Annotated in this window: 11 protein-coding genes; 7 read left to right on the plus strand and 4 right to left on the minus strand. The window is 72.0% G+C overall.

Annotated elements, in window-relative coordinates; translation table 11 throughout:
- Nucleotides 1–229: 229 nt before the first annotated feature.
- Nucleotides 230–3094, plus strand: a complete 2865-nt coding sequence (secA, locus tag J8403_RS25860) for a preprotein translocase subunit SecA (RefSeq protein ID WP_211125245.1) — start codon at nucleotides 230–232, stop codon at nucleotides 3092–3094.
- A gap of 886 nt (nucleotides 3095–3980) precedes the next feature.
- Here secA and J8403_RS25865 read toward each other — a convergent pair.
- Nucleotides 3981–4451, minus strand: a complete 471-nt coding sequence (locus tag J8403_RS25865) for an Rv3235 family protein (RefSeq protein ID WP_246585987.1) — start codon at nucleotides 4449–4451, stop codon at nucleotides 3981–3983.
- A 666-nt stretch (nucleotides 4452–5117) separates the two neighbouring features.
- On the opposite strand from J8403_RS25865, the gene J8403_RS25870 reads away from it, so the two are divergent.
- Entirely contained in the window at nucleotides 5118–5624 is a 507-nt protein-coding gene (locus J8403_RS25870) for a DUF6912 family protein (protein WP_093462289.1), read from the plus strand.
- A gap of 35 nt (nucleotides 5625–5659) precedes the next feature.
- The gene (locus tag J8403_RS25875; protein WP_211125246.1) at nucleotides 5660–6328 is read left to right on the plus strand and encodes an HAD family hydrolase; all 669 of its coding nucleotides are present in this window, start codon (nucleotides 5660–5662) and stop codon (nucleotides 6326–6328) included.
- A gap of 248 nt (nucleotides 6329–6576) precedes the next feature.
- Here J8403_RS25875 and J8403_RS25880 read toward each other — a convergent pair whose 3' ends face one another.
- Complete coding sequence (locus J8403_RS25880) at nucleotides 6577–7143, minus strand: DJ-1/PfpI family protein (RefSeq protein ID WP_043241320.1); 567 nt, start codon at nucleotides 7141–7143, stop codon at nucleotides 6577–6579.
- 558 nt (nucleotides 7144–7701) lie between these two features.
- Here J8403_RS25880 and J8403_RS25885 point away from each other — a divergent pair.
- The 3 genes from J8403_RS25885 (at nucleotide 7702) to J8403_RS25895 (ending at nucleotide 17178) form a co-directional block, all read left to right on the plus strand.
- The gene (locus tag J8403_RS25885) at nucleotides 7702–12660 is read left to right on the plus strand and encodes an NAD-glutamate dehydrogenase (protein WP_211125247.1); all 4959 of its coding nucleotides are present in this window, start codon (nucleotides 7702–7704) and stop codon (nucleotides 12658–12660) included.
- Nucleotides 12661–12837: 177 nt separating this feature from the next.
- Nucleotides 12838–15099, plus strand: coding sequence for a bifunctional glycosyltransferase/CDP-glycerol:glycerophosphate glycerophosphotransferase (locus tag J8403_RS25890; protein WP_211125248.1), 2262 nt, complete (start codon nucleotides 12838–12840; stop codon nucleotides 15097–15099).
- Between the two features lie 69 nt (nucleotides 15100–15168).
- Complete coding sequence (locus tag J8403_RS25895; protein ID WP_211125249.1) at nucleotides 15169–17178, plus strand: glycosyltransferase family 2 protein; 2010 nt, start codon at nucleotides 15169–15171, stop codon at nucleotides 17176–17178.
- A 204-nt stretch (nucleotides 17179–17382) separates the two neighbouring features.
- Here the strand turns inward: J8403_RS25895 and J8403_RS25900 are convergent, their stop codons facing one another.
- Nucleotides 17383–19389 carry a glycosyltransferase gene (locus tag J8403_RS25900; protein WP_211125250.1) on the minus strand — a complete coding sequence of 669 codons (2007 nt, stop codon included), beginning with the start codon at nucleotides 19387–19389 and terminating at the stop codon, nucleotides 17383–17385.
- Between the two features lie 227 nt (nucleotides 19390–19616).
- The gene (locus J8403_RS25905) at nucleotides 19617–21749 is read right to left on the minus strand and encodes a hypothetical protein (RefSeq protein ID WP_211125251.1); all 2133 of its coding nucleotides are present in this window, start codon (nucleotides 21747–21749) and stop codon (nucleotides 19617–19619) included.
- A 175-nt stretch (nucleotides 21750–21924) separates the two neighbouring features.
- On the opposite strand from J8403_RS25905, the gene J8403_RS25910 reads away from it, so the two are divergent.
- Nucleotides 21925–23739 (plus strand): glycosyltransferase family 39 protein, encoded by a 1815-nt coding sequence (locus J8403_RS25910; RefSeq protein WP_211125252.1) that lies wholly within the window; start codon nucleotides 21925–21927, stop codon nucleotides 23737–23739.
- Nucleotides 23740–23879: the final 140 nt, after the last annotated feature.

A 23879-nucleotide genomic window follows, 5' to 3' on the forward strand; every position in this document is an offset into this window, starting at 1 on the left:
GCGCCGCCGTCGTCACTCACCGCGAGCGGTTTCCGTGAATTCCAGGGCACCTGGGGGAGCTCTCGGGCGTTGACACGGTGAGGTGACATCCGGTCCTCGTGGTGACGGACCTCCCGGCGTGCCGGGGTCTGTCTTACGATGGCCGTTGCGGCGGGGCCTGCGCCCCTTGACAATGCCGCGCCAGCGCACCCCGACCGTGCCAGGCCCGACCGGCAAGGAGCCAGCCTACGTGTCCGTCCTCAACAAGCTCATGCGTGCAGGCGAAGGAAAGATCCTGCGCAAGCTGCACCGCATCGCGGACCAGGTCAATTCCATCGAAGAGGACTTCCTGTCCCTCTCCGACGCCGAGCTGCGCGCCCTCACCGACGAGTACAAGCAGCGGTACGCCGACGGTGAGAGCCTCGACGACCTCATGCCCGAAGCGTTCGCCACGGTGCGCGAGGCGGCCAAGCGGGTGCTCGGCCAGCGTCACTACGACGTCCAGCTGATGGGCGGCGCGGCGCTGCACCTCGGGTATGTCGCCGAGATGAAGACCGGTGAGGGCAAGACCCTGGTCGGCACTCTCCCGGCGTATCTGAACGCGCTGTCGGGCGAGGGCGTCCACCTCATCACGGTCAACGACTACCTGGCCGAGCGCGACTCCGAGTGGATGGGCCGGGTGCACCGGTTCCTCGGCCTGGAGGTCGGCTGCATCCTCGCCAACATGACCCCGGCGCAGCGCCGTGAGCAGTACGCGTGCGACATCACCTACGGCACCAACAACGAGTTCGGCTTCGACTATCTGCGCGACAACATGGCGTGGTCGCAGGACGAGCTGGTGCAGCGCGGGCACAACTTCGCGATCGTCGACGAGGTCGACTCCATCCTGGTGGACGAGGCCCGTACGCCGCTGATCATCTCCGGCCCGGCCGACCAGGCCACCAAGTGGTACGGCGACTTCGCCAAGCTGGTCACCCGGCTCAGCAGGGGCCAGGCCGCCGAGCCGCAGAAGGGCGTGGAGGAGACCGGGGACTACGAGGTCGACGAGAAGAAGCGCACCGTCGGCATCCATGAGTCCGGTGTCACCAAGGTCGAGGACTGGCTGGGGATCGACAACCTCTACGAGTCGGTCAACACCCCGCTGGTGGGCTACCTCAACAACGCGATCAAGGCCAAGGAGCTCTTCAAGAAGGACAAGGACTACGTCGTCATGGACGGCGAAGTCATGATCGTCGACGAACACACCGGCCGTATCCTCGCGGGCCGCCGCTACAACGAGGGCATGCACCAGGCCATCGAGGCGAAGGAAGCGGTGGAGATCAAGGACGAGAACCAGACGCTCGCCACGATCACCCTGCAGAACTTCTTCCGCCTCTACGACAAGCTCTCCGGCATGACCGGTACGGCGATGACCGAGGCCGCCGAGTTCCACCAGATCTACAAGCTCGGCGTGGTCCCGATCCCGACCCACCGCCCGCTGGCCCGCATCGACCAGTCCGACCTGATCTACCGCACCGAGGTCGCGAAGTTCGACGCGGTGGTCGACGACATCGCCGAGAAGCACGCCAAGGGCCAGCCCGTCCTGGTCGGCACCACCTCCGTGGAGAAGTCCGAGTACCTCTCCCAGCAGCTCGCCAAGCGCGGGGTGCCGCATGAGGTGCTCAACGCCAAGCAGCACGACCGGGAGGCGACGATCGTCGCCCAGGCCGGCCGTAAGGGCGCCGTGACGGTCGCGACCAACATGGCGGGCCGCGGTACCGACATCAAGCTCGGCGGCAACCCCGACGACCTCGCCGAGGCCGAGCTGCGCCAGCGCGGTCTGGACCCGGTGGAGCACTCCGAGGAGTGGGCCGCCGCGCTGCCCGCCGCCCTGGAGAAGGCCGAGGCCGCGGTCAAGGCCGAGTTCGAAGAGGTCAAGGAGCTCGGCGGGCTGTATGTGCTGGGCACCGAGCGCCATGAGTCGCGCCGGATCGACAACCAGCTCCGCGGCCGCTCCGGCCGTCAGGGAGACCCCGGCGAGTCCCGCTTCTACCTCTCGCTCGGCGACGACCTGATGCGGCTGTTCAAGGCGCAGATGGTCGAGCGCGTCATGGCGATGGCGAACGTCCCGGACGACGTCCCGATCGAGAACAAGATGGTCACGCGGGCCATCGCCTCCGCCCAGTCGCAGGTCGAGCAGCAGAACTTCGAGACCCGTAAGAACGTCCTGAAGTACGACGAGGTCCTGAACCGGCAGCGCGAGGTCATCTACGGCGAGCGCCGCCGCGTCCTGGAGGGCGAGGACCTGCAGGACCAGGTCGGCCACTTCATGGACGACACCATCGAGGCCTATGTGCGGGCGGAGACGGTCGAGGGCTTCGCCGAGGAGTGGGACCTGGACCGGCTGTGGAGCGCCTTCAAGCAGCTCTACCCGGTCAGCGTGACGGTCGAGGAGCTGGAGGACGCGGCCGGCGACCGCGCCGGGATCACCGCCGAGTTCATCGAAGAGTCCATCAGGGACGACATCCACCAGCAGTACGAAGCGCGTGAGGAGCAGCTCGGCTCCGAGATCATGCGTGAGCTGGAGCGGCGGGTCGTGCTCTCCGTCCTGGACCGCAAGTGGCGCGAGCACCTCTACGAGATGGACTACCTCCAGGAGGGCATCGGGCTGCGCGCGATGGCCCAGAAGGACCCGCTGGTCGAGTACCAGCGCGAGGGCTTCGACATGTTCCAGGCCATGATGGAGGGCATCAAGGAGGAGTCCGTCGGCTACCTGTTCAACCTGGAGGTCCAGGTCGAGCAGCAGGTCGAGGAGGTTCCGGTCGAGGCGGCGGACGAGAAGGTCGCCCTCGCGAAGGACGTGGAGGACGCTGCGGTGCCGGCGGGTGCGCCCGCGGCGCCGGCCGCGCCGGCCGCGGGTTCCTCGGGCCGCCCCGAGATCCGCGCCAAGGGCCTGGAGGCCCCGCAGCGGCCGGACCGGCTGCACTTCTCCGCCCCGACGGTGGACGGTGAGGGCGGTGTCGTCGAGGGCGACTTCCCCAACGGGGAGACGCCGCCGGCGCCGCGGTCGGAGTCCGACGGGTTGACGCGGGCGGAGCGGCGTAAGGCGCAGAAGGGGCGGCGCCGCAAGAAGTAGTCCGGCGGGGGTTGGTTTGACGGGCCGGGGTGCCGCGCGGGGCGCGGCGCCTCGGCCCGGTGCGTTGTGGGTGTGGGTGTGGGTGTTGGCCGTGGCTGTGGTTGTGGCTGCGGGCTTATGGGGTGTCCGGCGGGTCTTTCCCCTACCCGCCCCTTCCCGCAACCGGGGACCCGGCCCCCGGCCCCCGCCGGGGCTCCGCCCCCGGGCCCCGCTCCTCAATCGCCGGAGGGGCTGGAAGACCGGGGCTCCGCCCCAGACCCCGGCCGGGGCTCCGCCCCTGGACCCCGCTCCTCAATCGCCGGAGGGACTGGATGACCGGGGTCTGGCTTCCTGGCCCCGGCGGGGCTCCGCCGGTGGGCCGCGCTCCTCTATCGCCGGAGGGGCTGGATAAGCGGGGATACCGGCCCCCGGCCCCGGTTGGGCTCCGCCCCCGGGCCCCGCTCCTCAATCGCCGGAGGGGCTGGAAAACCGGGAGCCTGGCCCCTGGCCCCCGGCGGGGTTCCGCCGGTGGGCCGCGCTCCTCGAGCGCCGGAGGGGCTGGATAACCGGGGTCTGGCTTCCTGGCCCCCGGCTGGGCTCCGCCCCCGGGCCCCGCTCCTCAGGTGCCGGAGGGGCTGGATAACCGGGGATACCGGCCCCCGGCCCCGCCGGGGCTCCGCCCCCGGGCGCCGCTCCTCAAGTGCCGGAGGGGCTGGAAAACCGGGGGCCTGGCTGGCCCCGGCCCCCGGCGGGGCTCCGCTCCTCAAACGCCGGGGGTGGGCTAGCGCTCCGTCCCTGGAACGCGGGGCCTGGGCTACGCCCCGGTTTCGGGAAGTGTCCTGGGCGCCGGGCGGCTGGGCCGGAGCCGCGTCGATGCTGCGGGGCGGGGAGCAGCCTGCTGTAGGCGTCACGCTCCGTCGGACATTGCCTGGGCGAGTGGGCCGAGATCGATGGCGGCGCAGCGCCAGCGGGCGTCGGCGCCGAGTTCCAGCCGGAATGCGAGCGCGCTGAGCCGGTCTCCGGAGGCGATCCGGGCGAACGCCTCGATAACCCCGTGCCGGGGCTGGTACTCGCCACAGCGCCGCACGACGGGCGCTGTGGCGCGCCCTCCGGCGGGGCGCAGCGGGGCGCGCGGGGCGAGTTCGATCAGCTGGTCGTAGGCGGCGGGGAGGGCGTGGCCGAGGAGGGTGTGGACGGGGCGCTGACCGCTGAGGGTGAGCACCAGCCGGTTGGCGAACCAGTAGCGCGGCAACCGGTCTCGCTGCCGACACGCCGCGGCGGCGGCCGCAGTGCGCGATACGGCGGCGGCGCGGGATGCGGTGGGGGCGTGGGGTGCGGTGGGGGCGTGGGGTGCGGTTGCGGTTTTCGTGGTGGGCAATGTGACCGCAGTACGCGATACCGCCGCGGCGCGGGTGCCGCTGGTGGCGGTCGTGCTGTGCGGGGCGGCCTGGGCGGGTGGCGTGGCTGCTACGTCGTGCGAGGTGGCGGTGTCGTTGGTGGCGGTCGCGCTGCATGGTGCGGCCTGGGTGGGTGGTGCCGACGTTGCGGGGGGTGGTGCTGCCGTCGTGGTGGGTGGTGGTGCTGCCGTTGTCGGGGTGGTGCGGGGGCGGCGGGGGTCCTTGCGGGGCGGAGGGCCGCTTCGGCCTGGGCCGCTGCCGGCGCGCCGTCGTACGGCGGCCTCCCCGGTCGTCGTGGTCCGATCCGTCGTCCGGACGCCCTCGCGCATGCCGCTCGCCCCGTTCTCGCCGGCCCGGTCGAATACCGGGCGGTAGCTTTCGTAGGAAAGTCTTCTACCGGGGGGTTTTCGGCCTCCGCAATGCAGGCGGCCACTGGTCGCGGGCGACGTCGCGGTTCACCTATTTGGGGCATACGGGGGCTCATCGCCGCTGGTCACGGGCTCGGGGCGGGCCCGTTCGGAGCTCTGTGCGGCGGCGACGCGGTTCGTCGCCCGAAAGGGGACCGCCGGGCCTTAGCGGAAGGCTCGGGCCAGCGGACGGGCGATCGTATGCTGGGAACCTATTGGTCTCTGATGAAAGCGGCAGACATGCGCGTCTACGTCCCCCTGACCCTCTCCGCTCTCGCCGAGGCGCACAAGGAGGGCCAACTGGGGCCGACGCCGTTGACGGCCTACGCGGTCACCCCCGCGCTCCGCGAGTGGTACGTGTCCGACGACATCGAGGAGCTGGAGTACGCGGCGCTGAGCCGGGCCGCGCAGGCCTCGCTGCGGCTGCTCGCCGTCGACCCGCAAGCGCCGCGCCGTCGGGTCGTGGTGGCCGTGGACGTGCCCGACGGGCAGGCGGTCGCCGATCCGGACCGGGGGCTGGACCAGTCCGCGCTGGGCGAGGTGCGGATCAAGGCCGCCGTACCGCTGGCGAAGGCCGCCGCCGTGCACCTGGACGCCGATGACGCCGAGCGCGACATCGCCGCGGCCGCCGACGCGCTGGGCGCGGCGGACCTCGGTGACGACGACGCGCAGTTCACCGTGGACGGCGCCGAGGACCATGAGCTGCTCTGGTACGCCACCCAGGAGATCCCCAATCTCATCGAGTGATGCCCGCTGTCGGACCCGGCAGGTACGGTCGTGGAATGGGGAAGAACCACGTGACGCACCTGGTGTGGGACTGGAACGGCACGCTGTTCCACGACATCGACGCCGTGATCTCGGCGACGAACGCGTCGTTCGGGGAGGTCGGGCTGCCGCCGATCACCCTCGAGCGCTATCGCGACCTGTACTGCGTCCCGGTCCCGCGCTTCTATGAGCGGCTGATGGGGCGGCTGCCCACCGACGAGGAGTGGGTGGTCATGGACGAGGCGTTCCACCGGCACTATTGGGCGCTGGCCGAGAGCGCCGGGCTGGCGATCGGCGCCCGGCAGCTGCTCGTCGAGTGGCAGGAGGCGGGTCTCACCCAGTCGCTGTGCTCACTGGCCCCGCATGAGCATCTGGTCCCGCTGGTGCGGACGCATGGCATCGAGCGCCATTTCGTCCGGGTGGACGGCCGCGTCGGCCAGAGCAACACCGGCAAGGCCGAGCAGATGATGCGCCATATCGCCGAGCTCGAAGGGGTGCCCCCGCAGCGGATGGTGGTGATCGGGGACGCCGTGGACGACGCGCTGGCGGCGCGCCATGTGGGGGCGCGGGCCGTGCTCTACACGGGCGGTTCGCACAGCAGGGTCAGTCTGGAGGCGGCCGGGGTGCCGGTCGTGGACACGCTCGAGGAGGCCGTACGGGAGGCCGAGCGCATGGCCGACGAGTAGGCGTGGCACGGGTAGGCGTAGGCACGGGCAGGTGTGAGCACGAGTAGGCGTAGGCGCGAGTAGGCGTAGGCCGGAGTGGTGAGGCGGGCCGGCGTGGCGAGGCCATCCGGAGCGCGCCGGCCCGTCCTGGGCTCCTCGGGGTCCGTTCTTGGCTTCCTCGGCGTCCGTCTCGGGCTCTTCACCCCCCTAGTGCGCCCCCTCTTGCCTCCATACGCCCCCCGCGTCGCCACGGACGGCCCCCGCCCCCCTCACACCACCGGCGCCTTCGTCCGCAGCACCGCCAGGAACTCCCGCATCCACGCCGGATGGTCCGGCCAGGCCCGTGAGGAGACCAGCGAGCCGTCGACCACGACCTCCGCGTCCTGGTATTCCGCGCCCGCCGCCTGCATGTCCGGCTCCAGCGCCGGATACGCGGTGACCCGCCGCCCGCTCAGGCCGCCCACGGCCGCCGTCAGCAGCGGGCCGTGGCAGATCTGCGCCACCGGCTTGTCCGCGTCGAAGAACGCCTTGCAGATCTTGCGCAGCTCGGGGTCGTTGCGCAGATACTCCGGGGCCCGGCCGCCCGGGATCACGAGGGCTCCGTACTGACCCGGGTCGACCTCGGAGAAGGCGAGGTCGGCGGGGAGTGTGTAGCCCGGCTTCTCGGTGTAGGTGTCGAAGCCCTCCTCGAAGTCATGGACCACGAGGCGCAGCGTCTTGCGGGTCGGGGCCGCGATATGGACCTCGTACCCCTCCTCGCGCAGCCGCTGGTAGGGGTAGAGCACCTCCAGGGATTCGGCCGCGTCGCCGGTCACCAGAAGGATCTTCGCAGTCATGCCGCCCGCGCCGCCCATGCCGCCCGCGCCGCCCGTGCCGTTGCCGCTCATACCGCCCACCTCCACCTTCACGTCCACGCTTACCACCGTCCCGATCACGGTGCATCCGCGCCGACGCGTTGCCAAGAGGGCACCAGAGGACACAAGTAGGCGCCAGACGGCGCAAGACGGCGCCAGAGGGCACCAGACAGCATGACCGGCACATCATCGGTTCGCGCGCGCCCGTGGTCGCTGTCCATTTCGTCAAACTTCAGGGCTCGGTTTTGTACACGAACGGCTCATGACGACCCCCTGGGGAGGAGCGATAGCCTTACTGCGTGATCAGCGCGATAGTCCGTGAGGGCAACGAGGCCCTCGCTCCGCGCCCGGAGCCGCACCGGCCCCGGGCCCGAGCCGCCGCTGACCCGTGGCGCGTGGGTTCTTGGTCACTTACGGCCCAGTACACCCCGGCCATTCCCCGATCCGGCATACCGTCGTCAACGACCGGATTTTTCGCGTCGCGGCGTCATGCCACCGCCATCGATGTCACGCAACGGCGCGCGACAGGAGCCAGAGGACATGCAGACCAAGCTGGACGAAGCCAAGGCCGAGTTGCTCGAACGGGCCGCCCGGGTCGCTGAGAACAGCCCTGCCGGTGGAAAACCGGTTCAGGGCCCAGGACCGGAGACCCTGACCGCATACCTCCAGCACTACTACCTGCACACGCCTCCGGAGGACCTCGCCGACCGCGACCCGGTCGACGTCTTCGGGGCGGCGCTCTCCCACTACCGGCTCGCCGAGGTGCGTCCGCAGGGCACGGCGAACGTCCGTGTGCACACCCCGACCGTCGAGGAGCACGGCTGGACCTGCAGCCACTCCGTGGTCGAGGTCGTCACCGACGACATGCCGTTCCTGGTCGACTCGGTCACCAATGAGCTCACCCGCCAGGGGCGCGGCATCCATGTCGTGATCCACCCGCAGGTGATCGTGCGCCGTGACATCACCGGCAAGCTGATCGAGCTGCTCGATGTCTCCCCGGACGGCCCGGCCAGGAAGAAGCTCCCGCACGACGCGGTCGTGGAGTCCTGGATCCATGTCGAGACCGACCGCGAGACCGACCGCGGCGATCTGAAGCAGATCACCACCGACCTCCTGCGCGTCCTGTCCGATGTCCGCGAGGCGGTCGAGGACTGGGAGAAGATGCGCGAGTCCGCGCTGCGCCTCGCCGAGGGCCTGCCGGACGAGCCCAAGGCCGCCGAGGTCCGCGAGGAGGAGGTCGAGGAGGCGCGGGAGCTGCTGCGCTGGCTCGCCGACGACCACTTCACCTTCATCGGCTTCCGCGAGTACGAGCTGACGCAGGTCCCCACCGAGGCCGGTGGCGAGGAGGACGTGCTGACCGCCGTGCCCGGCACCGGCCTGGGCATCCTCCGCTCCGATCCGCAGCACAAGGACAGCGACGAGAGCACCCACGGGGGCCCGGGGTCGCCGTCCTTCAACCGGCTTCCGGCCGACGCCCGCGCCAAGGCGCGTGAGCGCAAGCTGCTGGTGCTCACCAAGGCGAACAGCCGCGCCACCGTCCACCGCCCCTCGTACCTCGACTACATCGGCGTGAAGAAGTTCGACGCCGAGGGCAATGTGATCGGCGAGCGCCGCTTCCTGGGGCTGTTCTCCTCCGCCGCGTACACCGAGTCGGTGCGCCGGGTCCCGGTCATCCGCCGCAAGGTCGTCGAGGTGCTCGCGGGCGCGGGCTTCGCCCCCAACAGCCATGACGGCCGGGATCTGCTGCAGATCCTGGAGACGTACCCGCGTGATGAGCTGTTCCAGACCCCGGTCGACCAGCTCCGCTCGATCGTCACCAGCGTGCTCTACCTCCAGGAGCGCCGCCGGCTGCGGCTGTTCCTCCGCCAGGACGAGTACGGGCGCTACTACTCCGCGCTGGTCTACCTTCCGCGCGATCGTTTCACCACCGATGTGCGGCTGCGGCTGACCGACATCCTGCTGGAGGAGCTGAGCGGCCGTCCGCCGGTCGACTTCACCGCCCTGCACACCGAGTCGGTGCTCTCGCGGCTGCACTTCGTGGTGCGCCTCCAGCCCGGTACCGAGCTGCCCGACCTCACCGACGCCGATGTGGAACGGATCGAGAACCGGCTGATCGAGGCCGCCCGCTCCTGGGCCGACGGCTTCTCCGAGGCGCTGGTCTCCGAGGTCGGCGAGGAGCGCGCGGCGGAGCTGCTGCGCCGCTATCAGCACGCCTTCCCCGAGGGGTACAAGGCGGACCACACCCCGCGCGGCGCCGTGGCCGACCTCCAGCACCTGGAGCGGCTGAAGGACCGGGGCAAGGAATTCGGGCTCAGCCTCTACGAGCCGGTGGGCGCGGCCCACGCCGAGCGCCGCTTCAAGATCTACCGGGCGGGTGCCCAGATCTCGCTGTCCGCGGTGCTCCCGGTGCTCAACACCCTCGGTGTCGAGGTGGTCGACGAGCGCCCGTACGAGCTGCGCTGCTCGGACAAGAGCACCGCCTGGATCTACGACTTCGGGCTGCGGCTGCCCCTGCGCGAGGGCGAGGCGCTGGCCGACGACGCCCGTGAGCGCTTCCAGAACGCGTTCGCCGCGGTGTGGACCGGCCGGGCCGAGAGCGACAACTTCAACCAGCTGGTGCTGGGCGCCGGGCTGGACTGGCGGCAGGCGATGGTGCTGCGGGCCTACGCCAAGTACCTGCGGCAGGCCGGCTCCACCTTCAGCCAGTCGTACATGGAGGACACCCTCCGCAACAATGTGCACACCACCCGGCTGCTGGTCTCCCTCTTCGAGGCGCGGATGTCGCCGGAGCGGCAGCGGGCGGGCGTGGAGCTGACCGACGCCCTGCTGGAGGAGCTGGACGCGGCGCTGGACCAGGTGGCCTCGCTGGACGAGGACCGCATCCTGCGCTCGTTCCTCACCCTGATCAAGGCCACCCTCCGCACCAATCACTTCCAGATGAACGGGGACGGCAAGCCCCACGAGTATCTGTCGATCAAGCTGGACCCGCAGGCCGTGCCCGATCTGCCCGCGCCCCGCCCGGCGTACGAGATCTGGGTGTACTCGCCGCGGGTCGAGGGTGTGCATCTGCGGTTCGGCAAGGTCGCGCGCGGTGGTCTGCGCTGGTCCGACCGGCGTGAGGACTTCCGTACCGAGATCCTGGGCCTGGTCAAGGCGCAGATGGTGAAGAACACGGTCATCGTGCCGGTGGGCGCCAAGGGCGGCTTCGTCGGCAAGCGGCTGCCGGATCCGTCCGTCGACCGCGACGCCTGGATGGCCGAGGGCATCGCCTGCTACAAGACCTTCATCTCCGGTCTGCTCGACATCACCGACAACCTGGTCGCGGGCCAGGTCGAGCCGCCCAAGGACGTGGTCCGCCACGACGGGGACGACACCTATCTCGTCGTCGCCGCCGACAAGGGCACCGCGACCTTCTCCGACATCGCCAATGACGTGGCCCAGTCGTACGGCTTCTGGCTCGGCGACGCCTTCGCCTCCGGCGGCTCGGCCGGATACGACCACAAGGGCATGGGCATCACCGCCCGCGGCGCCTGGGAGTCGGTCAAGCGCCACTTCCGCGAGCTGGGCCATGACACCCAGACCGAGGACTTCACGGTCGTGGGCGTCGGCGACATGTCCGGTGACGTGTTCGGCAACGGCATGCTGCTCAGCGAGCACATCCGGCTGATCGCCGCCTTCGACCACCGGCACATCTTCCTGGACCCCAACCCGGACGCGGCCACCTCCTACGCCGAGCGCCGCCGCCTGTTCGAGCTGCCGCGCTCCTCGTGGGAGGACTACGACACCGAGCTGCTGTCGGCGGGCGGCGGCATCCACCCCCGTACCGCCAAGGCCATCCCAATCACCCCGCAGGTGCGGGCCGCGCTCGGCATCGAGAAGCGGGTCGCCAAGATGACCCCGGCCGATCTGATGAAGACGATCCTCAAGGCCCCGGTCGACCTGCTGTGGAACGGCGGCATCGGCACCTACGTCAAGGCGTCCACCGAATCCCACGGCGATGTCGGCGACAAGGCCAATGACGCGATCCGGGTGGACGGCCAGGACCTGCGGGTCAAGGTCGTCGGCGAGGGCGGCAACCTGGGCCTGACCCAGCTGGGCCGGATCGAGTTCGCCGCCAACGGCGGCCGGATCAACACCGACGCGATCGACAACAGCGCCGGTGTGGACACCTCCGACCACGAGGTGAACATCAAGATCCTGCTCAATGCCCTGGTCACCGAGGGCGACCTCACCCTCAAGCAGCGCAACAAGCTGCTCGCCGAGATGACCGACGAGGTCGGCGCGCTGGTGCTGCGCAACAACTACGCGCAGAACGTGGCCCTGGCCAACTCCGTCGCCCAGGCCCCCAGCCTGCTCCACGCCCACCAGCGGCTGATGCGCCGCCTGGGCCGCGAGGGCCGGCTGGACCGGGCGCTGGAGTTCCTGCCCACCGACCGCCAGATCCGCGAGCGGCTCTCGGCCGGGCGCGGTCTGAGCCAGCCCGAGCTGGCCGTGCTGCTCGCCTACGTCAAGATCACGGTGGCCGATGAGCTGATCGCCACCGGGCTGCCCGACGATCCGTATCTGCAGCGGCTGCTGCACGCCTACTTCCCGCAGGCGCTGCGCGAGCGGTTCCCCGAGTACATCGACGCTCACGCCCTGCGGCGCGAGATCATCACCACGGTGCTGGTCAACGACACGCTCAACACCGCCGGGACGACCTTCCTGCACCGGATGCGGGAGGAGAGCGGGGCCTCCACCGAGGAGGTCGTGCGCGCCCAGACCGCGGCCCGCGCGATCTTCGAGCTGAACCAGGTGTGGGACGAGGTCGAGGCGCTGGACACGGTCGTCGACGCCGAGATCCAGACCAGGATGCGGCTGCACTCGCGGCGGCTGGTCGAGCGCGGCACCCGCTGGCTGCTCAACAACCGGCCGCAGCCGCTGGAGCTCGCCGAGACCATCGACTTCTTCGGCGAGCGGGTCGCCGCGGTCCGGGCGCAGATGCCCAAGCTGCTGCGCGGCTCCGACATCGAGTGGTACCAGCGGATCTACGACGAGATCACCGCGGCGGGCGTCCCGGAGGACCTGGCCACCCGGGTGGCGGGCTTCTCCTCGGCCTTCCCGACGCTGGACATCGTCGCCATCGCGGACCGCACCGGCAAGGAGCCGCTGGCGGTCGCCGAGGTCTACTACGACCTGGCCGACCGGCTGCGGATCAGCCAGCTGATGGACCGGATCATCGAGCTGCCGCGCGCCGACCGGTGGCAGTCCATGGCCCGGGTCTCCATCCGCGAGGACCTGTACGCGGCCCAGGCCGCCCTGACCTCCGATGTGCTGTCGGTGGGCAACGGCGGCTCCACGCCCGAGCAGCGCTTCAAGGCGTGGGAGGAGAAGAACGCCGCGATCCTGCAGCGTGCGCGCACCACGCTCGATGAGATCCAGTCGTCGGAGACCTTCGACCTGGCGAATCTGTCGGTCGCGATGCGGACGATGCGGACGCTGCTGCGCACCCACAGCTGAGGCTCAGCAGAAGGCAGTACCGGCGCCCCCGGTGGACTTCATGTCCGCCGGGGGCGTTTGTCACCCGCTTGGGCGTCCGTCCAACGACCGAGCGGGCATACCGGGACGAACCCACCTAGCGTGGGTGGTCAGTGAGTGCTTCGCACCTCGAACCGCCGTCGCGTCCCGAGGAGCCCTATGCCCCGCTTCACCATCGTCATCGCCGCCTATCGCGTCCAGGGCTATCTGAGCGCCTGCCTGGATTCCGTGCTGACGCAGTCGTGTCAGGACGTGGAGGTGGTCGCCGTCGACGACTGCTCACCGGACCACTGCGGCGCGATCATCGACGCGTACGCGGCGCGCGACAGCCGGGTCGTGCCCGTGCACCAGCGGGTCAACTCCGGGCCGGGCCAGGCCCGTAACGCCGGTGTCGAGCGGGCCCGCGGGGACTATCTGCTCTTCCTGGACGGGGACGACACCCTCGCCCCGGGCACCCTCCAGGGCCTCGCCGACCGGATCGCCCTCACCCAGGACCCGGACATCCTCTACTTCAACCATGTGCGCACCTACTGGTCGGAGCGGAGGGCCCCCAGCCTCTTCGGGGAGCTGCTGGCCTCGGCGGGCACCGATGTCTTCTCCGTCGTCGAACGCCCGGAATTCCTGCGGCTGTTCGCGATGTCGTCCAACCGCGTCTATCGCCGGGATTTCTACGCCCGTCATGGCTTCGCGTTCAGCGAGGGCATCTACGAGGACGCCCTGCTCTCGTACAAGACGATGCTCACCGCGCGGCGAATAGCGTGTATCGATCTGGTGGGTCTGGAATACCGGCAGCGGCGGGTCGGGGCCAGTACGGCAAGCCCCGGGGAGAAGCACTTCGTCATCTTCCAGCAGTACGCCCGGCTCTTCGACTTCCTCGACGAGCATCCGCGGCTGGACCCTTTGCGCCCGCTGCTCTTCGAACGGGCCATCTCGCATTTCCTGTTCTGCCTGGACCGGACGTCCCGGGTGGCGACGGCGGACCGGCCGCGCTTCTTCGCACGGGCCGCCGCGTGGTACCGCCGCCGGCTGCCGGCCGGGTTCACCCCGCCGGTCGAGGGCCGGTGGCGCTTCGAGGCGCTGGCGTCCGGCTCCTTCCTCCGCTACCGGGAGCGCGAGCTGGGCGTGCGGGCGGCCGCCGGGGCCCGCAAGCTGCGCCGGACCGTCCGGCCGCCCCTGGCCGCACGCGCCAAGCGGGGGCTGTACCGGCTGCACCGGCAGCGCCCCGTGGACCCCCACCTGGCCGTCTACTCCGCGTACTGGGGCCGTGGGGTGCTGTGCAATCCGGGGGCCATCTACTACAAGGCGCGGGAGCTGGCACCGGAGGTCCACGGGGTGTGGGCGGTCAAGAAGTCGGAGATCGAAGCGCTTCCGGAAGGCGTCGACTACGTCGTCACCGGCACCCGCGACTTCTACCGGGCCGTGGCCCGCGCGAAATACCTCATCAACAACGTCAACTTCCCCAATGAGGTGGTGAAGCGGCCGGGCACGGTGCATCTGCAGACCTTCCATGGCACTCCGCTCAAATGCATGGGGCTGGATCAGCAGCACTATCCGGCCGCCGCGGGCGGCATGAGTTTCGGTAATCTGCTCAAGCGCATCGACCGCTGGGACGTCGCCCTCTCCTCCAATCCGCACTCCAGCCAGATCTGGGAGCGGGTCTATCCCGCCGCGTACCGGCTGCTGGAATACGGATATCCGCGCAACGATGTCTTCTTCACGGCGTCGGAGGAGGACATCCGGCGGATCCGCGGGGAGTTGGGCATCCCGGCCGGGAACACCGCCCTCCTCTACGCGCCCACCCTCCGCGACTACCAGAAGGGGTTCACCCCCCGGCTGGACCTGGAGCGGCTCAGCCGCGAACTCGGCCCGCGGACCACGCTGCTGGTGCGGGCCCACTACTCCTACCGGCCGCAGGACCACCTGTCCCGGCTCCAGGAGGCCGGGCTGGTGATCGACGTCTCGCACCACCCGTCGGCGGAGCACCTGTGCCTGGCGGCCGACGCGCTGATCACCGACTACTCGTCGATGATGTTCGACTACGCGCTCCTGGACCGACCCATCGTGATCTACGCCGACGACTGGGACATCTACCGGTCCTCCCGCGGGGTCTACTTCGACCTCCTCTCGGGATCCCCCGGCGAGACCCCGGGAGCCGTCGCCCGCACCGGGCGGGAGCTGGCCGAGGTCTTCCGCGAGGGCCGCTGGTGCGACGCGGACGCTACCGCGCTGCGCACCGCCTTCCGGGCCCGGTTCTGCCCGTTCGACGACGGCCACGCGGCCGAACGGGTGGTACGGACCCTGATGCTGGGCCAGGACGAGATGGCGCTCCCGATCGCGTCCGCGCCACGGCCGCGGCCGCTGCCGGCCGGTGGCGACAGCGCCCCGGCGGGGCCGCGCGGCGGCGTCCTCACCGCCGAGTGACCCGACCCCTCACCCCGACCCCCGACCCCGACCCCCGCCCCGTCGAGAGCCCGGAGTCAGGAGGCCGTCATGCCCTCTCCGTCCCGACCTCGTGTCAGTGTGATCATCCCCGCCTACAACGCCCTGCCGGAGCTGACCCGCGCCGTCACCTCCGCGATGGACCAGACCCTGGGCCCGGACCGGGTCGAGATCATCGCGGTGGACGACGGTTCGACCGACGGCACCGGCGAGGAGCTGGACCGGCTCGCCCGTACCTGCTCCGCGCTGCGCGTCATCCACCAGGAGAACTCCGGCTGCGCGGGCATACCCCGCAACACCGGACTGGACCACGCCCGGGGCGAATTCGTCTTCTTCCTCGACTCCGACGACTACCTGGGGCCGGACGCGCTGCGCCGCATGGTCGCCATGGCCGACGCCCACGGCACCGACATCGTGCTGGGCAAGATCGCCTCCGTGGGGGGACGGGCCGTGCCCCGGGCGGTCTTCCAGCACAATCAGCCCCGTACCGACATCTTCTCCTCCCACGCCTATCTGACCCTGGGCCCGTGGAAGCTGTTCCGGCGCTCCCTCATCGAGCGGCTGCACCTGCGCTTCCCGCCCTACCGCAACTGCGAGGACAAGCCGTTCACCGCGGCCGCCTACCTCAACGCCGCCGGTATCTCGGTGGTGGCCGACTACGACTGCTACTACGTCCGCTACCGCGAGAACCGCAACAACCTCACCCTCACCGCCGCCGATCTCGCCCACCGCATGGACGGCAGCCGGCTGTGCTTCGAGACCGTGGCCCGCTATCTGGAACCGGGCCCGCGGCGGGACCAGATCATGCGCCGCCATGTGGAGTGGGAGCTGTGCGGTCCGCTGCGCGCCCTGCTGCCCCGCGAGAGCGAACAGGAGGCGCGGGAGCGGTTCTTCCCGGAGTTCCGGCACTGGGCGAGGACGTGGGTGAGCGACGCCCTCTTCCAGCGGCTCGACGCCCCCGACCGGCTGCTGATCCAGCTGCTGCGCGCCGACCGCTTCGAGGAGGTGCTGACCGTGGTCCGGAACGCGGGGCGGGACGCGCGGCGCGGCCATCTCGTCGAAAAGGGCCGGGTCTACTGGCTCCATCCGTTCTTCCGGGACCACGCCGCCGCCGTCCCCGACGTCTGCTTCGACGTCACCGACCGGCTGCCGGTCCAGCACTACCTGGAGGCGGCGAGCTGGCACGGCGGGGCGCTGCGGCTGGCCGGCCACGCCTATGTCGAGGACGTCGACGCCCTGGACCCGGCCACCGAGATCGTGCTGCGCAAGTACCGGTCCGACCGCCCCGAGGTGCGGCTGCCCACCACGCCGTGCCTCTCCGCCAACCCGCTGCCGGGGGAGGGGCGGCGGTACGAGATGGCGGGCTTCACCGCCGAGATCGACCCGGCCACCGCCGACGGCGGGGCCCCGCTGGAGCGCGGGCTGTGGAACATCTACCTCGACGTCCGCGCCCAGGGCGTCAGCCGTACGGTGCGGTTCGGCAACCGCCGCGAGGGCGGTGAGGTCACCCATCCCACCCGGCGCCGCGTCACCACGTCCCGGGGGGCGGAGGTGGTGGTGCCGTACTACACCCCGTACGGCAATCTCTCGCTCGACGTGGGCGAGGTCGCCCATCCCCTCGACCCGCCCTGCCAGGTGCTCCGGACCATCTGGCACACCCGGAGCACCCTGCTCGTCGGCGGACGGCTGACCGAGGAGGCCGCGCGGGACGGCGGGACGCTGCTGCTGCGCGCCGAGGGCGGGACGGGCACGGTGCACGAGCTGCCGGTGCGCTGTGAACCCGGCGGTGCCATGTCCGTCTTCACCGCCCGGCTGCCGGTCGGCAGGCTGGGCGCGGGCCGCTGGACCCTGACGCTGATCATGGACGGCCGCGACGAGGACGCGCCGCGCCGTGCCGCGGCCGTGCCGTACTTCGACCGGCTGGCCGCGACCCGCTGGCTGCGGTTCGGCTGCCGTCCGTACTACGCCAAGCCGGTGGCTCTGGGCCCGGCCCGGGCCCTCGGCCTGGAGGTGGCTCCGATCAAGGTGGCCACGGGGGTGCGGCGGCGGCTGCGGGGGTGAGCGTGGCCATGTCCGGGCGGGCCACGCGGCGGAGCCGCATATTCTCCCCTCCCCGCCCCTTCCCACGACCGGGGCTTCGCCCCAGGCCCCAGGGTCCAGGGGCGAAGCCCCTGCCACGCGGCGGATCCGCATATCGATGCCGCGGGAAGGGGCGGGGATCGGACCGGAAACGGACCGAGGGGAACAGCCTGCCGCGGGCGTCGGTCAGTTCAGCCGCAGCCGGTTGCGTACCGCGGCGAGCAGCCGCACCGGCGCCACCCGCAGCTCCAGCGTCACCTCGCCGCGCCCCATCAGCGGCTTGGCGTAGTACGGACGGCCGCGGCGCACCCAGCGGGCGCCGGGCAGTCGGGCGGGTGGCGGCACGGGCGCGGCGGGCGCGGGCCGACCCGGGGCCTGGTCGCCCGGGCCGATGACGGCCAGCGTCACCGTCCAGCGGCCGCGGCCCAGGTCCCGCACCGGCAGCCGGGCGGTGAACGCACCCGCCGGATGCCCCGCGGCGAACCGCACCGGATGGTCGAAGACCCGTCCGTCGGCGTGCTCGGCGCGCAGCCGCAGCAGCCGCCCGCGCGCCGGGGTGCCGGGCGGCAGCAGCCGTCCGGCGACGACCAGCGTGCCCTTGTCCGACGGATGCCATACGGCCTCGGTCACCTCGCAGGGCGCGCCGCGCGGGGCCGGGCCGATGTCGAGGGAGAGATTGCGGTACGGGCTGGTGAAGTACGGCGTGACCCGGGCGCGCAGCCCGGGCCCGGCGGCCACCACCCGGCGCGCGGTGCCGATGTCGAGGGTGTCGTCATGGCGGTTGCCGAACCGCACGGTGCGGCTGATGCCCTGGGCGCGGACGTCGAGGAAGACGTCCCAGACACCGGGGCGCAGCGGTGCGCCGCCGTCCGCGGCGGCGATGTTCACATCGGCCGCGAACTCCGCCGGGTCGTCCTCCGCCGTGGCCACCACCGGGATCCGCACCTCGTCCCGTGCCTCGCGGCGGCGCAGCACCAGCTCGGCGCGGTCCTCCTCGGGGTCGGTCTCCAGCCCGTCGATGGCCGCCCGGCCGCGCACCCGCAAGGTGCTGCGGCCGTGCCAGGCGGCGCCCGCGAGGTGGTGGCGCACCGGCAGCCGGTCGGTGACGTCGAAGCAGGCGTCGGGGACCTCGGCGTCGGGGTCGCGGAAGAAGGGGTGGAGCCAGTAGACGCTGCCCTTCTCGACCAGATGGCCGCTCCGGGCGTCCCGTTTGGCGTTGCGCACGACGGACAGCAGATCCTCGAAGCGGCCGGTGCGCAGCAGATGGACCATCAGCCGCTCGGGGGCGGTGAGGGTGGGGAAGAGCGTGTCGGAGCAGTGGGCCAGTGCCCACCGGCGCAGCTCGGGCAGGAACCGCTCGCGGGCCTCGGCCTCGTCCTCGCGCGGCAGCGCGCGCAGCGCCGGGCACAGCTCCCGCCGGATGTGGTGCAGCATCACCGTGTCGCGGCGGGTGCCGGGCCGGGTGTGCCGGGCGGCGGTCTCGAACAGCGGCCGCATGGCGTCGACGCGGTCGGCGAGACCTGTGGCGGTACGGCCCCGGCCCGGGCCCAGGTGGTAGCAGTCGTAGTCGGCGACGACGGAGATCCCGGAGGCGTTGAGGTAGGCGGCCGCGGTGAAGGGCTTGCCCTCGCCGTGGTGGAGGTGGGCGGGGAAGCGCAGCCGGAGCCGTTCGATCAGGGAGCGGCGGAAGAGCTTGCAGGGCTCCAGGGTGGCGTAGGCGTGGGAGCTGTGGGCGTCGGTGCGCAGCTGGTTGTGGCGGAAGACCGCCTTGGGGACGCCGCGTCCGTCCGGCGAGACCATCTTGCCCAGGACCACGTCGGTGCCGTTCTGGTCGGCCATCGCGACCATGCGGCGCAGTGCGTCGGGTGCCAGGCGGGCGTCGGCGTCCAGGAAGAAGACGAAGTCGCCGCGGGCGCGGGCCAGTCCGGTGTTGCGGGGGCCGCCGGCGCCGCCGCGGCAGGGGTGGGGGTTGCGGACGACATGGAGCGAGGGGCAGCCGGCGGCGAGCCGTTCCAGCTCCTCCGCGGTGCCGTCGGCCGATCCGTCGTCGACGGCGATGATGTCGAGTCGGCTGAGCCCGAGGGTCTGCTCCATGGCGGAGGTGACGGCCCGGGTGATCCCGGGCATGGCGTCACGGGCGGGGACGATCACGCTGACACGGGGAGGCGGGCCGGGGCGGTGATTGCGCGGCATGCTGGCTCCGGAGGGGGTGCGGGGGGCTCAGGAGACGTGGGAGGGGGGCTCCTGGGGGCGGGGTCTGGGGTGGAAGCTCATGGTGAGGGCCTGGGGTGAGGTCCGGGTGTGGGATGTGCTGCTACCGGGTGACGTACATGTGGTGCGACGTACATGTCGGGCGACGTGCACGGGGGGTGTCGTGCTGTCGGATGACGTATCGGATGACGTACCTGTGGGATGTCTTGTTATCGGATGACGGGCCAGCGTCCGGCGCCGGGGGTCGGGGCCGTGTGGAGGTCACGCAGCCGGACGACCGTCTCGCCCTTCTCGGCGAGCGCGTCCACGGCGTCGGTGAAGCGCTGGATGGACGGTGGGGTGGTGGGGCCGAGCAGAAACTCCTTCACCTCGTGGCGGGCGGTGCGCAGCTCGTCGAGGCACGGGTCGAAGAGCCGGCGCAGGAGGTCCTCCATACCGGATGCCCCGGGACCGAGCAGATAGGCCGCCCTGGCCACGACGTTCTGCCGCCGGAACTCCTCCGCGCCGAGCCCCGCCGGGGCGATGAGCGCGTACGGCTTGAGGGTGGCCAGGAAGTCGCCGACCACGTCGGAGGGATCGCCGATCAGCAGATCGGCCTGGTCGAAGCAGGAGTGGAGGGTGGGCATCTCCCCCTCGATCACCTGGTGGAGCCAGGGCGGTGAGGCCGCCCAGTGGGCCTGGTGCCACTGTCTGCGCAGCCCCTCGGCCTCGGTGAGCAGGGCCGGATCGGGGGCGGCGCGGTCCCGCGTGAGCATGGCCTCGTCGGCGTCGGCCCGGCGCAGCCGCGCGTCCAGCGCCGCGATGCGCTTGGCCAGTTCGGCGCGGCGGCGGGCGTCCTCGGTGCGCCGCGCCTCGGTGCGCTGCGCCTCGGCGTCCTCGGGCGCCTCGCCGATGGCGTCCGCGGTGCGCCGCTCGTTCGCGGCGTCGATCAGGGCGACGATACGGCGGTGGGCGGCGCGGGCCTCGGGGGTGCGGTGGCCGGTGGGGGGATGCGGCCGGTAGAGCAGCCGCAGGGGGCGTTCGCTGTCCAGCAGCGCCCGTACGATCGCCTCGTCCGCGGCGCCCGGCTCACCCGTCGCGTCCGCCTCACCCGTCGCGCCCGCCGCGCCGTCCCGGGTGGGCGCGTACAGCACGGTGGGCAGGGGCGCGGGGGTGGGGCAGGTCCCGGCCCGGGTCCCGGTTCCGGCTCCGGCTCCGGTTCCGGTTCCGGCGGCGCGCAGTCCGTCGAGCTGGGGGCGGCCGATCTCCACGATGTCGGCGTCCTCGACACCGACCGCGGCCTGGACGTGGCGCCGCCGCCCCGCCTCGCCCGCGACCCACACCTGGTCGTAGACCTTGCTGTACGGGTCGACGGCGGTGGCCTCGTCGCCGTCGCCGCCGGGGGCCAGGAAGACGTGCTGCATGGTGGGGATCCGCAGGAGGTGGATGTTCCGGCCGGTGTTGGCGGGGTAGAGCGCGACCCGCACCCCGCTCAGGTCCAACTGCGAGAGGTGCGCGGCGCTCGGCACGCACAGCACCGGCAGCGGGGTCGGCTCCAAAGCCTCCAGCAACTCCCGTTCGCGCACGATGACCAGGGACGGGGTGGGCAGCGCGGCCACCGGCCCCAGCCAGCGGGTGAGCTGGTCGGCGCGGTCGCGCGGCCCGGAGAAGTACAGCACCGTACGGGGGCGGCGCTGGATCAGCCAGGCGTCGACCTCGGCCAGCACCTGCGCGGCGCCGGGCAGCCGGCGGATGGCCCGGACGAGGTACGGGACGAGGGCCACGACCGTGATCAGGCAGGATCCGGCGGCCAGGGTGAGCGCCGCCACCACCCAGCGGGCATCGCCGGTCATCAGTGACGCGGTCAGCCCGAGCAGGGCCGACAGCTCGTAGACCAGCATCCGCTGACCGGGCCATTCGGTGAGTCGGCGGGGCGGCCGGTCGCTGATGTCCAGTCGGCGCAGATCGATGTTGCGGGCCGCGACCGCGAGGGCGCGGCGCCGCCGGATCAGCGTGATGAGCGCGGCGTGCAGGGCCTGCCCGGCCAGCAGGCACAGCACCAGCGTCATGGCCGCGGCCAGCCCGATCGGGCCGGTGACATGCAGTCGGCCCAGCAGCAGGAGCAGCAGGACGCAGCGGATCTCGAACCGGGACGTGGCGCCCATGTGCAGCCGCCCCAGACGGGCCATCAGCCCCGGTTCGGTGCGATGCAGCAGCAGCTCACAGCCGCAGCCGACCAGCCCCGCCCCGGCGAACACCTCTCCGGCCCCGGTGAGCGCGGCCACCGCCAGGGTCACCAGACACCCGGTCAGCGTGGCGAAGGCCACGAGACCGCGGGGGTTTTCGATACCGAGGCGGTTCATGACGCGTGCCCTTCGCGGCGGATGTGTCGTCCTGACTGCACACTGTAGGCGAATAGTCGTATTTATGCCTTTTGTTGTCGTGTGGAGTGGATGAGGTGGGAGGTCGGAGGTGGGTATGAGGGCGAGCGCGCGGAAGCGTGACGGAATCTCCGCGCCGACGGCGATCGTGCTCCCGATGGCCGTCATGCTGGGGCTGGGCCTGTGGGGCCTGGACCGGGGCACGATGTGGCGGGACGAGTCCGCGACGTACCAGATGGCGCGGCGGACCCTCCCTCAGATCCGCGACACACTCGGCACCGTGGACGCCGTCCACGGCCTCTACTACCTCCTGATGCACCCCCTGCTGGCGCTGCACCCCTCCGAGGTGACCATGCGCCTGCCCTCGGTCCTGGCCGCCGTGGCCGCCACGGCCCTGGTCGCCGCCCTCGGCTGCCGCCTGGCCCGCCCCCGGGTGGGCCTCTGGGCCGGACTCCTCTACGCGACCACGCCCGTGGCCACCCACTACGCCCAGGAGGGCCGCTCCTACGCCCTGGTCGCGGCGGGCGCGGCGTGGGCGACGTACCTGCTGGTGGGCGCGGCGGGGCTCGGCCCGGGAGCGGGTTGGGTGGCCGCCCCGGGGGGCGCCTCGGGGGGCGTCCCGGCGGACCGGCCTGCGCCGGGTCGGGGGGCCGCCCGAGCGGGCCGGCCCGCGGCGGGGGCGGGAGCGGGGGCGGGCGCTGGGTCTGGGATGGGCGCTGGGTCGGGGGTGGGTCCGGGCGTGGCCGCCGGGCCCGGGGCGGCCCGAGCGGCTGGGTCTGCGGGCGGGGTGGCCCGAGCGGCTGGGGACGCGGGCGGGTCTGCCCGCTCGGCCGCGCCCGACCGAGCGGCCGGGGAGGCGGGCAGGGCGGCATTGGGCGCACGCGTCCGTTCGGCCGTACTGGTCCGCGGCGGCGTGCCTCGTGTCGCGCGGGTGGCCTCGGCGCCGGGCCCGGAGCGGGCGGCGTCGGGAGCGGGGTGGCGGTGGGCGGCGTACGGAGCTGTCGTGGCCGTGACCGCGTTGCTGCACGTCTTCGCGGTGCTCATGCTCGCCGCGCACGCCCTGACGCTGCTCGTCTCGCGCGCCCCGCGCCGCGTGTGGTGGGGCTGGGGGAGCGCGGCGGCCGGGGCGGTGGCCGCGGTGGCGCCACTGGCGGCGCTGGCCCGGCGGCAGAGCGCGCAGATCGCCTGGATCCGCCATCCGACGCCGGGTCGGCTGTGGGCGGTGGTGGAGGAGTTCGCGGGCCCGAGCGCTCTCGTCCTGGCCCTCAACCTCCTGCTGATCGTGGTCGCGGTGGTCCGTCCCCGATGGCGTTCACTGACCGCGGTGGCATTGCCCCTCTTCTGCGTCCCGCCCGTCCTCCTCTTCGCCCTCGCCCTCCACCGCCCCTGCTTTCACGAGCGCTATCTCCTCTTCGCTCTGGCGGGCATCCCCCTGCTGGCAGCGGCGGGGGTGGACCGGCTGGCGGGGGTGGCGGCCGACTGGCGCCGCGCCGTGGTGGGCAGGCGCCGGGCCGTGGTCGTGGCGGCCGGGGTCCTCGTGGTCGGCTGCGGCTTCGTCTGGCAGCTTCCGCTGCATCAGCGGGAGCGTGAGCCGTTGAGCCGTCAGGACGACCTCGCGGCGCTGGCCGCAGCGGTGGGCAGGCTCACCCGGCCGGGTGAGCCGGTGCTGTACGACCCGCCCAAGGAACGGCGGATCGCGATCGCCTATCCGCGCCCCCTCGCCGGGCTGCGCGACATCGCGCTGGGCACGCCCGGCCCCGCCTCCGGCACCCTCTACGGGGTCGACGTCGGCCCCGCCGAGCTGCTGCGGCGGCTCGGCGGGGCGCGGTCGGCATGGGTGATCGCGGCCGATGAGCGGGAGACCCACCGGGCGAAGGCGACCGTGCTGACCGGGCGCTTCCAACTGGCGTACTCGCTGTGCCTGCCCGGCATCCGGCTGGAGCACTATGTGCGGGCGGAGCCCGCCGGCTGAGACCGAGGGCCTGCCCCACACAGCGGATCGTCCCGGGGTCTGGGGCGGAGTCCCGGCGGAGGCAGGGGGCTTGAGCCCCTTGGTTCGGGAAGCCCCGATGCTCGTAAGTAAGCGTTCTTGAGCATACGGGCAGGTCAGAG

It is taken from the genome of Streptomyces yatensis, from assembly GCF_018069625.1.
Lineage (GTDB): Bacteria > Actinomycetota > Actinomycetes > Streptomycetales > Streptomycetaceae > Streptomyces > Streptomyces yatensis.

Excerpts from the sequence above, each read along its gene's own strand:
- J8403_RS25870 (WP_093462289.1), top strand. The coding sequence starts at position 5,118 with ATGCGCGTCTACGTCCCCCTGACCCTCTCCGCTCTCGCCGAGGCGCAC.
- J8403_RS25875 (WP_211125246.1), top strand. The coding sequence starts at position 5,660 with ATGGGGAAGAACCACGTGACGCACCTGGTGTGGGACTGGAACGGCACG.
- J8403_RS25880 (WP_043241320.1), bottom strand. The coding sequence starts at position 7,143 with ATGACTGCGAAGATCCTTCTGGTGACCGGCGACGCGGCCGAATCCCTG.
- J8403_RS25885 (WP_211125247.1), top strand. The coding sequence starts at position 7,702 with ATGCAGACCAAGCTGGACGAAGCCAAGGCCGAGTTGCTCGAACGGGCC.
- J8403_RS25890 (WP_211125248.1), top strand. The coding sequence starts at position 12,838 with ATGCCCCGCTTCACCATCGTCATCGCCGCCTATCGCGTCCAGGGCTAT.
- J8403_RS25895 (WP_211125249.1), top strand. The coding sequence starts at position 15,169 with ATGCCCTCTCCGTCCCGACCTCGTGTCAGTGTGATCATCCCCGCCTAC.
- J8403_RS25900 (WP_211125250.1), bottom strand. The coding sequence starts at position 19,389 with ATGCCGCGCAATCACCGCCCCGGCCCGCCTCCCCGTGTCAGCGTGATC.
- J8403_RS25905 (WP_211125251.1), bottom strand. The coding sequence starts at position 21,749 with ATGAACCGCCTCGGTATCGAAAACCCCCGCGGTCTCGTGGCCTTCGCC.
- J8403_RS25910 (WP_211125252.1), top strand. The coding sequence starts at position 21,925 with ATGGCCGTCATGCTGGGGCTGGGCCTGTGGGGCCTGGACCGGGGCACG.